Origin of the sequence: Marinibacterium sp. SX1, assembly GCF_050389775.1 — a bacterium.
Classification (GTDB): Bacteria; Pseudomonadota; Alphaproteobacteria; order Rhodobacterales; family Rhodobacteraceae; genus Marinibacterium.
The window spans coordinates 3,831,804-3,843,372 of sequence record NZ_CP177144.1 but is presented as its reverse complement, the minus strand read 5'-3'; the positions used below and the strand labels follow the sequence as shown (position 1 = coordinate 3,843,372).

13 protein-coding genes are annotated in these 11,569 nt (G+C 66.3%); 4 read left to right on the top strand and 9 right to left on the bottom strand.

Translation table 11 applies throughout. The features are described from left to right. Nucleotides 1-25: 25 nt before the first annotated feature. The 6 genes from ACK3BB_RS17345 to ACK3BB_RS17320 all read right to left on the bottom strand — a co-directional run bounded on the left by ACK3BB_RS17345 (nucleotide 26) and on the right by ACK3BB_RS17320 (nucleotide 5,330). Nucleotides 26-988 carry a fumarylacetoacetate hydrolase family protein gene (locus ACK3BB_RS17345; RefSeq protein WP_428925894.1) on the bottom strand — a complete coding sequence of 321 codons (963 nt, stop codon included), beginning with the start codon at nucleotides 986-988 and terminating at the stop codon, nucleotides 26-28. Nucleotides 989-1,014: 26 nt separating this feature from the next. Continuing rightward, nucleotides 1,015-1,689: a glutathione S-transferase family protein gene (locus ACK3BB_RS17340; protein ID WP_428925893.1), complete on the bottom strand. Its 675-nt coding sequence runs from the start codon at nucleotides 1,687-1,689 to the stop codon at nucleotides 1,015-1,017. Between the two features lies 1 nt (nucleotide 1,690). Further along, the gene (locus ACK3BB_RS17335; protein ID WP_428925892.1) at nucleotides 1,691-2,851 is read right to left on the bottom strand and encodes an alpha/beta hydrolase family protein; all 1,161 of its coding nucleotides are present in this window, start codon (nucleotides 2,849-2,851) and stop codon (nucleotides 1,691-1,693) included. Between the two features lie 42 nt (nucleotides 2,852-2,893). Beyond that, nucleotides 2,894-4,009: an FAD-dependent monooxygenase gene (locus ACK3BB_RS17330; protein ID WP_428925891.1), complete on the bottom strand. Its 1,116-nt coding sequence runs from the start codon at nucleotides 4,007-4,009 to the stop codon at nucleotides 2,894-2,896. Nucleotides 4,010-4,102: 93 nt separating this feature from the next. Next, nucleotides 4,103-5,014, bottom strand: coding sequence for a LysR family transcriptional regulator (locus tag ACK3BB_RS17325; protein ID WP_428925890.1), 912 nt, complete (start codon nucleotides 5,012-5,014; stop codon nucleotides 4,103-4,105). A gap of 58 nt (nucleotides 5,015-5,072) precedes the next feature. After that, complete coding sequence (locus ACK3BB_RS17320) at nucleotides 5,073-5,330, bottom strand: hypothetical protein (protein WP_428925889.1); 258 nt, start codon at nucleotides 5,328-5,330, stop codon at nucleotides 5,073-5,075. Between ACK3BB_RS17320 and ACK3BB_RS17315 the strand changes: the two genes are divergently transcribed. Both ACK3BB_RS17315 and ACK3BB_RS17310 read left to right on the top strand, forming a co-directional pair. Continuing rightward, entirely contained in the window at nucleotides 5,329-6,276 is a 948-nt protein-coding gene (locus tag ACK3BB_RS17315; protein WP_428925888.1) for a VOC family protein, read from the top strand. The genes ACK3BB_RS17320 and ACK3BB_RS17315 overlap by 2 nt on opposite strands. Beyond that, nucleotides 6,273-6,629, top strand: a complete 357-nt coding sequence (locus ACK3BB_RS17310; protein WP_428925887.1) for a Rieske (2Fe-2S) protein — start codon at nucleotides 6,273-6,275, stop codon at nucleotides 6,627-6,629. Before ACK3BB_RS17315 ends, ACK3BB_RS17310 begins: the two co-directional genes overlap by 4 nt. 944 nt (nucleotides 6,630-7,573) lie before the next feature. On the opposite strand, the gene ACK3BB_RS17305 is transcribed toward ACK3BB_RS17310, so the two are convergent. Next, nucleotides 7,574-8,095 (bottom strand): CBS domain-containing protein, encoded by a 522-nt coding sequence (locus ACK3BB_RS17305; RefSeq protein ID WP_428925886.1) that lies wholly within the window; start codon nucleotides 8,093-8,095, stop codon nucleotides 7,574-7,576. 79 nt (nucleotides 8,096-8,174) lie between these two features. Here ACK3BB_RS17305 and ACK3BB_RS17300 point away from each other — a divergent pair, with 79 nt between their 5' ends. Then, nucleotides 8,175-8,357 (top strand): hypothetical protein, encoded by a 183-nt coding sequence (locus tag ACK3BB_RS17300; protein ID WP_428925885.1) that lies wholly within the window; start codon nucleotides 8,175-8,177, stop codon nucleotides 8,355-8,357. Between the two features lie 246 nt (nucleotides 8,358-8,603). On the opposite strand, the gene nqrM is transcribed toward ACK3BB_RS17300, so the two are convergent. Then, entirely contained in the window at nucleotides 8,604-8,852 is a 249-nt protein-coding gene (gene nqrM / locus ACK3BB_RS17295) for a (Na+)-NQR maturation NqrM (protein ID WP_428925884.1), read from the bottom strand. A 35-nt stretch (nucleotides 8,853-8,887) separates the two neighbouring features. After that, nucleotides 8,888-9,877 carry an FAD:protein FMN transferase gene (locus ACK3BB_RS17290; protein WP_428925883.1) on the bottom strand — a complete coding sequence of 330 codons (990 nt, stop codon included), beginning with the start codon at nucleotides 9,875-9,877 and terminating at the stop codon, nucleotides 8,888-8,890. Between the two features lie 342 nt (nucleotides 9,878-10,219). Here ACK3BB_RS17290 and ACK3BB_RS17285 point away from each other — a divergent pair, with 342 nt between their 5' ends. Continuing rightward, nucleotides 10,220-11,566 carry a Na(+)-translocating NADH-quinone reductase subunit A gene (locus ACK3BB_RS17285; protein WP_428925882.1) on the top strand — a complete coding sequence of 449 codons (1,347 nt, stop codon included), beginning with the start codon at nucleotides 10,220-10,222 and terminating at the stop codon, nucleotides 11,564-11,566. Nucleotides 11,567-11,569 lie beyond the last annotated feature (3 nt).

Below are 11,569 nucleotides of genomic sequence, written 5' to 3'. Positions count from 1 at the left end.
GGTCTCTCCTCCTGTTATCCGGCGGTCAGGCCCGGACGATCCTCTGGTCGATGGGCCCGAAGAGCGGTTGGCCGTCGGCGGTCTTCGCCTCCATCCGCACCCGGTCGCCGAAGGCCATGAAAGGCGTGGCGATCTGGCCGGTTCCGGCCATTTCGATGGCCCGCACCTCGGAAATGCAGGACGACCCGACCGTGGCATGATTGGCGTTCGACACCGTGCCGGACCCGATGATCGTGCCGGCAACCAGCTGCCGCGTACGCGCGGCATGGGCGACGAGGTCGTCGAAGCCAAAGGCCATCTCGCCCCCGCTGGCGGCCCCGAAAGGGCGGCCGTTCCAGTCGATCACCAGCGGCAGGTGAACCCGCGCGTCATGCCAGGCCGGGCCGAGTTCATCCGGCGTCACGGCAACGGGGGCAACCGAACAGGCGGGCTTGGCCTGGACCCAGCCGAAGCCGGTTTTCATCTCGACGGGGGCGATGGTGCGCAGGGACCAGTCGTTGATCTGGACCAGCAGGCGGATATGGGCCGCTGCCTGCGCGGGCGTGGCGCCCATGGGCACGGCATCGCAGATCACGCCGAATTCGCCTTCGAAATCGATCCCGTCGTCCTCGGAGGGCAGGGCGACATCCTCGGTGCCCGACAGGAAACGGTCGGACAGGCCCTGGTACATCAGCGGCCGGTCGCGCGGCGCGGGATCCATGCCGAAGGCGCGGGCCATCAGCTCGCCATGGGTGTCGAAGGCCGATGCGTCCAGCCATTGCCAGGCGCGCGGCAATGGGGCGAGGGCGCGGGACGGGTCGAACGGTTGACCTCCGCCGGTGTCGAGCGCCTCCTGTTCCGCGCGCAGGCCGGGTTCCAGTCTCGCCCAGTCATCCAGCGCAGCCTGCAGCGTCCGGGCTGTCTGGCTGGGTGCGCACCGGCGGTTGTCGCGGCTGACAAGGTGCAGGCGTCCGTCGGGTGTGCCATCCGGCAGGGTGGCCAGTCTCATGGGGTCTCTCCCTGTTGCGGGCGGTCTCAGGCGGGCCGGAAGGCCAGGCCTTCGCGCTCCAGCTGCGCGGTCATGTCGGCCTCGCGGGCCAGTGCGCGGGCGACGGCGGGGCGGGTCTCCATCCGGGCGGCATGGGCGGCCCATGTGGGGTAGTCTTCGGCCGGAAAGCCGGCTCCGGTGATGCGGAACCAGACCCAGTAGACATAGGCGTCCAAAATCGACCAGCCGCTGTCGTACCACCAGTCCTGTCCATTCAGCCGGGCCGAGACCACGTCGGCCATCGGCCGCATCGCCTCGATTGCCCGGGCCCGGACCGAGGCGGCGGCCTCGTCGCCATCGACCATGAAGCCGGGCATCCGGATCCGGGTGACCAGCGGGTGCAGCGTGGCGGCGCAGAATGCCAGGTCACCTGTCACCTGCGCTTCGGCCAGCGGATCCTCGGTCACCGGCAACAGCCCGGCCTTCGGGAACCGCGCAGCCAGGAACCGCGCGATTGCCACGTTCTCCGAGATCGGCACGCCATCGGCGACCAGCAGCGGCACCTTGCCCTTGGGGTTCAGCGCCAGATAGGCCGGAGCGCGGTGTTCGCCTTTCATGAAGCGCACCAGCGCCACGTCGAAATCGGCCCCGGCCTCTTCGAGCGCGATCAGGGGAACCCGGGCGCAGGTGCCCGGCGCGGCGTGCAGGGTGAATTCAGTCATCTCAGGCCACCCGACCGCCGAGCGTCTCGGCGAACCAGTCGGCGATGTAGCTGCGGCCAAAGCTCATGTTGTCGGCCCCCACATGTTCCACCCCGCCTTCGCGGTCGGTGAAGATCTTCAGCTCGCGCCGGGGGGAATTGACCAGCTGGTCATAGCTCTGGTGGGCGTAATCGAGGCTGATCTGGCGATCCTTCGCGCCGTGAGTGACCAGGAAGGGCACGCGGATCTTCTCCATCTGCCCGTTCAGATGCATGGCCCCGGCCCGGGCGAAGAAATCGTCGCGGTCGCTGGCGCCGAAGACCCATTGCACATGGGCCCAATAATGCGGCACCGGGTTCTCGCCCTCGCGTTTCAGCCGGCGGTGCTGCACCTCGATCCAGTTGTGATTGGCGCCCCAGACCGCGCCGCTGGCAAAGCGCGGCTCGTTGGCGCAGACGCGCGGCGCGTAATAGCCGCCGAGTGAAATGCCGGTCACGCCAACCTTCGCGCCGTCCACATCGTCGCGGGCGGCCAGCCATTCATAGACCGGCGTGCCCCAGCGTTCCGATTCCGGGAAGGCCGGCAGATCCTGCAGCCGCAGCGCCTCGCCGGTGCCGGGCTGGTCGAGCGACAGGCAGGAAATGCCACGCCGGGCCAGCGCCTCGGGCAGGCGCGAGCCCCAGAGCAGCTCCTTGCAGCTGTCGAGCCCGTTGAGGAACAGAACGGCGGGCGCGGGCCCCTGAACTCCGGCCGCGCGGGTGAAATAGCCTGCAAGCACCTTGTCGCCATAGGGGATTTCGACCCGCTGCGCGTTGATTCCCCCGAAGTAGATGTAACGCGAGAAGGCCTGGAGCCCCTTTGCATAGGTTTCTTCCCGGCCGGGATGGCCCTGTCCCTGCATCCGCTCGGCGGTGATGTAGTAAAGCGCGGCACGATAGAGCTTGTCGGAGGCGGACAGGAGCCGCCCCGCGGCCTCGTCCTCGGCGGCGAGCTCGGACAGCTTGTCGGCCTGGGCAACCCACTGCTCCATGAAGGCGCCGGTGCCCGCGTCCTCTCCGGCTTCGGCCTTTTCCAGCAGCGGCTTGCACATGTCCATGATCTCGCCCAGCTCGGCGCCGCTGGCGACCGCGATGGACATCGACAGGTTCCAGACATAATTCGGGAAATATTCAAAAAGGGCCATGCGGCGCTCCTGGGTCGTCGGATTGAGTTGGGGCAGGTCGGCTCAGATCGGCTCGGCCATCATGGCGATGGCGCGGCCCTGCAATTCGTTGACGTCGAAGGGCGGGACCTTGCCCATCTGCATGTCGCCGATGCGGATCGAGGTTTCGGCGACAAAGCGCGCGCGCTCGAAACGGCGGTCGCGATAGGCGGTAAAGGCGGCCTCGGGCGTGTCCTGTTCCGACAATTCCTCGGCCAAAACGATGGCATCCTCGATCGCCATGCCCGCGCCCTGCGCCAGATGCGGGGTCGAGGCATGGACGGCATCGCCCAGCAGCACGACCCGCCCGCTGTGCCAGGCGCCATCGAGAAAGATCACCTCGAGCGGGCGTCCGACAACGCCATCGTCGCGGGTCACGTCCTCGACCAGCCCGGCGATGATCGGCGGCGCGACACCCGCGCGTGCGCGCATGGCGGCGGCGGCACCGTTGGTGTCGAGCTTGAACCCCGGTTCCTCCTGCGAGAGCAGGAACATGTACATCGTATCGTCGCCAATCGGCACGAGGCCGGCGTTGCAGGGGCCGACGAACAGGTCGATGCCGGCAAGGTCGGGCATCTGCGGCAGGTTGTAGCGCCAGACCCACTGGCCGGTGTAGCGCGGCTGCGGCGCGTCGGCCATGATCTGGGTCCGGGTGCGGGAAAACACCCCATCGGCTCCGATGACGATATCGTAACGCCCGACAGTGTCGTCGGAAAACACCACGTCGACGCCGTCACCGTCATCGGACATGGCCTCTACGGTCACGCCCAGCCGGATGCCGACGCCCAGCTCTTCTGCCCGGGTGGCCAGCACCTTTTGCAGCGCAGGCCGGCGGATCCCGGCGTTCGAGGGATATTGTTCACCCGCCAGCCGCGGCGCGTCGAAATCGGCGACCTTGCCGGCGGGGCTGAAGATGCGGGTGCGGTCAAACCCGTAGGCCCTGGACATGTAGGCGTCGAGCAGGTCGAGCGAGGCCATCGCGCGCAGCACGTTGAATTGCTGGATGATGCCGACCCCGTAGACGGTCCATTCAGCATCCCGCTCGACGATCTCGACAGGAAACCCCTTGCGCCTCAGCGCGATGGCGGCAGTCAGCCCGCCGATGCCGCCACCCACGATCAGAATGGAATTGAGCTTCATGACGGTCCTCCCCCTTCAACTCGTCGTGGGGGACCTTAGTCAGGGCTCGGGCATGTGAAAAATTGAAAGGTGCAATCGGATGCATTCACCGTGTCAATGGGTTTGCATCCGCTGCACGGCCTGCGTGAGCGCATCGCGCAGCCAGATGATCCCGGGATCATGGGCGCGGTATTCGTGCCATTGCATATGTTGCGACAAGGGATCGAAGCGGAACGGCACGTCATGCATCACCAGCGGAAAGGCCTTCAGCGCCTTGCGCGCGATGTGTTCGTGCACGGTGGCGATGCGGTCGGTGCCGACGACCAGTTCGGGCAGCGCCGAGAAGGCATAGGTCGTGACCTCGTCCCGCCGGGTCACACCGAGCCGGGCCAGCATGTCGGATTCGACCGAATGCGCATTGTTGGGCGGAACCATGACCACATGGCCGGCGGCCTGGAAGCCCTCCGCCGTCAACGGGCCCTGCGCATGCGCACCCTCGGCCCAGGCCAGGCAGACGTAGCGGTCGCGATACAGCTCTTCGGAGGGGTGATCGGGCGAGCAGAATTGCTGGGGCGAGATCAGCAGGTCGGCCTCGCCGCGTTCCAGCATGACGAAGGGCTGTTCGGTCTGCGGCAGCAGGCGAAACCGCACGCGCGACCCTTGCGCATGGGTCAGCGCCAGCAGATGCGGCAGCAGGACCTGCATCGAGTAATCCGACAGCAGGATCGAGAACTGGCGGTCCGAATTCTCCGGGCGGAACACGGGGTCGGTCTCGATCGTGGCCTCGACCCGCACGAGGATGTCGCGGATCGCCTCGCGCATGCCTTCGGCGCGCGGCGTCAGCATCATCCGGCGACCGACCTGCACCAGCAGGGGGTCGTCGAAATAGGTGCGCAGCCGGGTCAGCGCATTGCTCATGGCCGACTGGCTCATGTGCATCCGGTCGGCGGCGGCGCTGACCGATTGCAGCTCCAGCAGGTGATCCAGCGCCACCAGAAGGTTGAGATCGAGCCTCTTGAACCGCATGCTTGCCCCTCCCAAGGCTGGCCCGTCGGCATCCTCCACCGTCGGATCATTCACGACCTCAATGCCTGCCATGGACAAGTTGGATCGCCTGAATACCAAAACTGGCACCACTTTCCGGCCCGGCGCAAGTCCTCTTGCGCGCCGGGTCCGGCGGCGCCATTCCATTCACCGCGTCAATGACCCCCATCCAGAGATACAATTTTTGAAATGCCAGGCCGATCACTAGGGTGACGCCGCAGATGGGGGCAGAGGGGAGGACGGCCGTGTCGGGTCCGGCTTTCCCATCGCGCCGCGAGCGATCGAGGATACCAGACATGAACATCATCGGACCGGACGAGCTGATCTTCGGCGTCGACAACATGGACGCCTGCAAGACCTTTCTTGCGGATTACGGGCTGACGGCCACGCAGGACGGCCCCGAGGGCGGCAGTTACGAGGCGCTCGACGGCACCGCCATCACCCTGCGCCACCGCGACGACGCCTCGTTGCCGCCGCCGCTGCGCACCAACAACATGCTGCGCCAGACGATCTGGGGCGTGACCGACCAGGCGGCGCTGGACGCGATCGAGGCCGAGCTGCGCAAGGATCGCGAGGTCACCCGCCGGAACGACGGCACGCTGGAAACCCGCGACGATTGCAATTTCGAGATCGCCTTCCGCATCACCACCCGGCGCAAGCTGGACCTGCCGGCCGAGATGATCAACTCGCCCGGCGCCACGCCCGGCCGCGCGCCCAACGTGATCGGCGCCAACGAGGATGCCCCAGCCAAGCCGCGCACGCTGAGCCATATCGTCTATTTCACGCCCGACATGGAAAAGATGGCCCGGTTCTACATCGACCGGCTGAATTTCGTGATCACCGACAAGTTCTCGAACACCGGGCCGTTCCTGCGGCCGCAGGCGAATGACGATCATCATGTGTTGTTCATGATCCAGACGCCGGAATACATGCAGGGGCTGGAGCACCTGGCCTTTCACATGCAGGGCCCGACCGAGCTGATGCTGGCCGGCTCGCGCATGGTGAAGAAGGGTTACGAAAGCTTCTGGGGCCCGGGGCGGCACAAGTTCGGATCGAACTGGTTCTGGTACTTCAATTCGCCGCTGGGCACCCATGTCGAATACGATGCCGACATGGACAAGCACGACGGCGACTGGATCCATCGCGAGACCGAGATGACCAAGGATGCCTCGCAGATGTTCCTGTTCGAGAATGTCGAGAAATGGGCGCCCGGCGGCCCGCCTCCGGGCAAGGGCAAGCCGTGACGCCAGGGGCGGCGGGGCTGTTGCTCTGCCGTATCGAGGATATCCCCGACGGCCATTCCCGGGGGTTCGACCCCGGGAAGACCGGGCGCGACACGATGTTCATCGTGCGCCGGGGGGGGCGGGTGTACGCCTATCGCAACGCCTGCCCGCATTACGACCGGGCGCGGATGGCGTGGAAGAAGAACGAATTCCTCAACGGCGACCGCAGCCATATCATGTGTGCGGCCCACGGCGCCCTGTTCCAAATCGAGGACGGCGCATGCGTGATCGGCCCTTGCCTGGGTCAGCGCCTGTCGCCCGTTTCCATCACCCTGCGCGACGGCTGTGTCTGGATGACAGAGCCGGACCTCTGACATGCAAGAGCCTGCGACATTGGTCCAAGGGCGCGGGCTTCCGGGTGAAAAGGCAACTGACGAATTGCTAACGTCAGGCCGGTTGCGGGGTCGACACATGTGCCGAAGGGATGATCCGCAGTTTTGATTTCGGCAGGTTCCGGGGGGCTTTCCCGTAGGGCAGGGCCACTGCGCGATTTCGCCCAAGGTGGATAAGCCCTTCGCGCTCCTCGCCCGCCAAGCGGCGGATGTGATCATCCGCGACCCGCTGGAACCCGGACCTTCAACGCTGTCATGGCGCTGGCCGAATGGGATCTTGTCCGAGGCAGTCGGGATGAAGGATGCCAATGCGCTCTGCCTCGTCGTTTGCGGCGCCATAATCTCCAACGCGGCGGACGGCAGGGGCGCTTGGCAGTCGCGGAGCCGGCGCATCGCTCCATTTCTCCGGTCCGCCGGCAGGGCCCAGACGTCGCCTTCAACTTCATGGAAGCGTCGAATCTGGCAACGGTTGGTCAAAACCGTCGTCGGCATCGCGTCGCGCAGGCGAATCGACATGGCCTTGCCGCGATCCAACAGGCGCAGCCATTGGCCCGGGATATTCTGCGACAGGAGCTGGTCCACCGTCTGGTCACGCATGTGATCGGCCGTGATTTGGTCGTCCTCATACAGCGCCGGCTTGCTCTGTCGGAAGAAGATGCACAGCCCATCTCGATGCGCCTTTGCGCTGAGGCCGCGCAAGAACAGATGTGCTGCTGCAAGAGGCTGCCCGAAGGAGCACGTTGTTTGGCTAGCGTCTTGGGTGTCTCGGCCGCAAAACCTATCCCAGTCATCAGGATTTCAGTTCGGTGTCCGCGGGCACGGACCATGGTATAGGCTCGGCGCAGGCCTGACCGGTTCGATGGAGGCAGCCGTATGGCCTCGAACGCGGGCGGCGCCCCTCGCAAGGGGCGGCCGCAGTGGGCATGTCATCCCACGATCAGCTGTTTCAGCTGCAGGGCCTCGTACTCCAGGGCCGTCAGGCGGAAATTGACCACGTCGCCGATCGACACCAGGCCGATCAGCGCGCCGTCCTCGATGACCGGCATGTGGCGGAACCGCCCGTCGGTCATCCGGCGCAGGACCCGCACCAGGGTCTCATCGGGGCTGCTGGTCTCGACCTCGGCCGACATCAGGTCGCGCACCAGGCGGGGCAGGGTCTCGCCCGGGGTTTCGGCCATCTGGCGCACGATGTCGCGCTCCGACAGGATGCCGACCAGCGCGCCCTGGCCATCGCGGACCAGCAGGGCACCGACGCCCTTGTCCTTCAGCATGGCCACGGCCTGGGCGATCGTATCGTCGGGCGCCAGCGAAAACAGCGCGCCGCCCTTGCCCGTCAACACGTCGCGCACCGTGGCCTCGGCGGCCGACAGGTTGGTCTGCAACGACTGGCTGCTTGTATGTTCCTGCGCTTCGGAATCGCGCGTCTTGGGGGTATATGAAGCTGGCATGGCGTTTTCTCCCTTGAACATGGTCAAGGGTATTGCAAATCGCGCACGAGTAAACGGATTCCGACAGGATGGGCTGCACTTGACCGATTTTGCGCTGACACCGCTGACCGCCACCGGGCTTTTCGTGATCGCCTGTATCGCCGGATACAGCTATCGCCGCGTGTGGAAGACCGAAGGCCCGCGCAGCCGGCTGTGGCTTTATGGCGTGATCGCCGCCCTGGCGCTGCTGACCCTGGGATTCGTGCCCATGCGCGGCGGATAGGCCGGCGGGGCCGGGGGCAGAGCGGGGAATGCGGCTCGGCAGGCGGCAGGAACGCGTGGGGGCGGCTGTGTGCGGGTGGTTGGTAGGAACACGGTCGGAGTGACGGACGGGCGGTTCTTGGGCTGGCGGCCCTTAGCGAATCCCACGGATGGCAGGAACACGGACGGGCGACCGCGCAAAAGGGCGCAGGACACGAAAAAGGGGGCCGAGGCCCCCTGTCATCCGTCTGATCTGCCGGCCCGTAATTTACCCGGCGGCCTGGCGTTCGGCGTCGAGCCCCTCGACCATCTTGCGCGCACGGGGGCATTCCAGCCGGTCGCGCAGTGGGCTGTCGGGATCGATTTCCTTCTTGCAGACCAGGCAATGATCCGCTCCGGCCACGGCGTTGAGCCCGCCGCAGCTGCCCTTGATCGTCCGCCCGGAAAACATCACGCCGACGGCCATGCCGACGATCACCAGAAGGAACAATCCGAAGGTCAGGATGAATGTCGACATCTAACGACCCTTCTTGCCGGTCCGCTGAGGTGGGTTCAGGCGCTCAGCGCCTGGAACCGGTTGGACGCCGTGACCTCGAAGCCCTTATTGGCCGCGTCGGCGGCACGGTCAACGAAGAGCACCGCCATGTCACGATCATTTGCGATCTCAAGCCCGCGCTCGCGGCCCAGCACCAGCAGGGCGGTGGCCCAGGCATCGGCCAGCATGGCGTTTTCGGTCAGCACGGTCACCGACGCGGTGTCATGGGTGACGGGCCGGCCGGTCGTGGCATCGATGATGTGCGAATAGCGCTGGCCGTCGTGGTCAAAGAAGTTGCGGTAATCGCCCGAGGTGGCCATGCCCATGTCCGACAGGCCGACAACTTTCAGCACGTTGCGGTCGACCGGGCTGGGCGATTCGATGCCGATCTGCCAGGGCTGGCCGTCGGGGTTGCGCCCGGCGGTGTAGAGATCGCCGCCGATCTCGACCATGTAATCGGTGATGCCAAAGCTCTCGATGGCCCGCGCCACGTGGTCGACGCCAAAGCCCTTGCCGATCGACGACAGGTAGACCTCGGCCCCCTCGGTCGTCTTGGTCAGCGCGCCGTCGCGGATCTCGACCGACCGCGCCTGGCCGCAGCAATCCATCGCCCGGGCGATGTCGGCATCGGTGGGCATGTCCTGGCGGGTGTGACCGGCGCCAAAGCCCCAGAGGTCGATCAGCGGGCCGACGGTCACGTCGAAACGGCCTTCGGACGCATCATGCACCTCGGCGGCGGCCTGCATCACATGGGCCAGCTCGGCCGAGACGGGCAGGGTGGTGCCGGTGGCCGCGGCGTTGAACCGCGAAATCTCCGACCCGGCATCCCAGTTCGACATCTGCGTGTTGACCTGGACCAGCGCCTTGTCGACGGCGGCCTGAAGCTCTGCCTTGTCGACGGCACGCGAATGGTCGATGGCCGCGATGGAATAACCGGTGCCCATGGTCAGCCCGGTCAGTTCGAGCAGCGACCACCCCTTCTTGCAGGCCGCAAGAGCGAGCGGCATGACCATGAAGCTACGGCGGGAAAGAAGAAGGGGATTCGACAAGGGGTCTACTCCGCTGAATTGCGTTGACGATCGGGCGCACGTTTCAACCGCTTCTGAGCCAGATCGCCCCGAGGTTCAACACTGAAATTCCCCGGCCGGGGCGGACGGGAGACAGGGCAGGGGCGGGCCGGGGATGGAAATCGCGGCCTGCGACCGAAGTCTAGGTTGCATATCGTCGCAGATCGCACTTTGGGCAGGCGGTCGCTGATTCAACGGAATTCGTCGCAGAGGGGCTAAACGGCTTTCAAACCGGACGCCGGTGTCGCATAAGGCAGCCGGAAAATGGACAGGACACAAGACGTGCAGCAACATTCGTTGAAAAAAGGTCTCGACGTTCCGGTGCTGGGGGCACCCGGTGATGCGATCGAGGACGCAGCGACGGTCCGGACCGTGGCCATTCTCGGACAGGATTACATCGGGCTGAAGCCCCGCCTCGCCGTTCAGGAAGGTGATGTGATCGCCGCCGGTGCGCCCGTCCTGGCCCACAAGGACACGCCGCAGGTCCAGGTGACCGCGCCGGTCTCGGGCCGGGTCAAGGCGATCAACCGCGGTGCCCGGCGCGCGCTGGTCAGCATCGAGATCGAGGTCGATCCCGCCGCGGCCGAGCCCCTGGATTTCTCGGGAATCGGTGACGACACCACGGGCGAGGGCATCGCCGAGCGGCTCTGTGCCTCGGGGCTGTGGACGGCGTTCCGCACCCGGCCGTATTCCAAGGTTCCCGCGCCCGACACCCGCCCGGCCGCGATCTATGTCACCGCGATGGACAGCGAACCGCTGTCGGCCGATGCGGCGATCATCATCAACGACGACGCCCCGGCCTTTGTCCGCGGCCTGGCCGCCGTCGCCGCGCTGAGCGACGGGGCAACCTACCTGTGCCACGAGACCGGCGCCCAGGTGCCCGGGGGCGATCAGCCCGGCATCACCGCCGCCGCCTTCTCCGGGCCGCATCCGGCCGGCCTGGCCGGCACCCACATGCATTTCCTCGAACCGCCCACGTCCAGCCGCACGGTCTGGACCATCGGCTATCATGACGTCATCGCCATCGGCCGGCTGATGCAGACCGGCCGGCTCGACAGCCGGCGAATCGTCGCCCTGACCGGCCCGCTGAGCCCGCGCCCGCGCCTGGTGCGCACGGTGTCCGGCGCTTCGATCACCGATCTGTGTGCCGAGGACCTGGCCGCGACCGACGTGCCGGTGCGCATGATCTCGGGCTCGATCCTGAGCGGCCGCGCGGGCGAGGGGGCCACGGCCTATCTCGGCCGGTACGCCCGCCAGGTCACCCTGATCGAGGAAGACCACAAGCAGATCCCGATGGGCTGGATTCGCCCCATGGCGTCCAAATATGCCTTCCAGCCCGTGCTGGGCTCGGCGCTGAGCGACAAGCTTTACGCGTTGACATCGAACCTCAATGGCGGCCGCCGGGCCATGGTGCCGATCGGCACCTTCGAACAGCTGATGCCGCAGGATTTCCTGCCCACCCAGCTGCTGCGCGCGCTGCTTGTCATGGACACCGACACCGCCCAGGCGCTTGGCGCCCTGGAGCTGGACGAGGAAGACGTGGCGCTCTGCGGCTTTGCCTGCCCCGCCAAGTATGAATATGGCATCGCCCTGCGCGACAGCCTCACCAAGATCGAGAAGGAGGGGTAAGGC

Excerpts from the sequence above, each read along its gene's own strand:
- ACK3BB_RS17345 (WP_428925894.1), bottom strand. The coding sequence starts at position 988 with ATGAGACTGGCCACCCTGCCGGATGGCACACCCGACGGACGCCTGCAC.
- ACK3BB_RS17340 (WP_428925893.1), bottom strand. The coding sequence starts at position 1,689 with ATGACTGAATTCACCCTGCACGCCGCGCCGGGCACCTGCGCCCGGGTT.
- ACK3BB_RS17335 (WP_428925892.1), bottom strand. The coding sequence starts at position 2,851 with ATGGCCCTTTTTGAATATTTCCCGAATTATGTCTGGAACCTGTCGATG.
- ACK3BB_RS17330 (WP_428925891.1), bottom strand. The coding sequence starts at position 4,009 with ATGAAGCTCAATTCCATTCTGATCGTGGGTGGCGGCATCGGCGGGCTG.
- ACK3BB_RS17325 (WP_428925890.1), bottom strand. The coding sequence starts at position 5,014 with ATGCGGTTCAAGAGGCTCGATCTCAACCTTCTGGTGGCGCTGGATCAC.
- ACK3BB_RS17315 (WP_428925888.1), top strand. The coding sequence starts at position 5,329 with ATGAACATCATCGGACCGGACGAGCTGATCTTCGGCGTCGACAACATG.
- ACK3BB_RS17320 (WP_428925889.1), bottom strand. The coding sequence starts at position 5,330 with ATGTCTGGTATCCTCGATCGCTCGCGGCGCGATGGGAAAGCCGGACCC.
- ACK3BB_RS17305 (WP_428925886.1), bottom strand. The coding sequence starts at position 8,095 with ATGCCAGCTTCATATACCCCCAAGACGCGCGATTCCGAAGCGCAGGAA.
- nqrM (WP_428925884.1), bottom strand. The coding sequence starts at position 8,852 with ATGTCGACATTCATCCTGACCTTCGGATTGTTCCTTCTGGTGATCGTC.
- ACK3BB_RS17290 (WP_428925883.1), bottom strand. The coding sequence starts at position 9,877 with ATGCCGCTCGCTCTTGCGGCCTGCAAGAAGGGGTGGTCGCTGCTCGAA.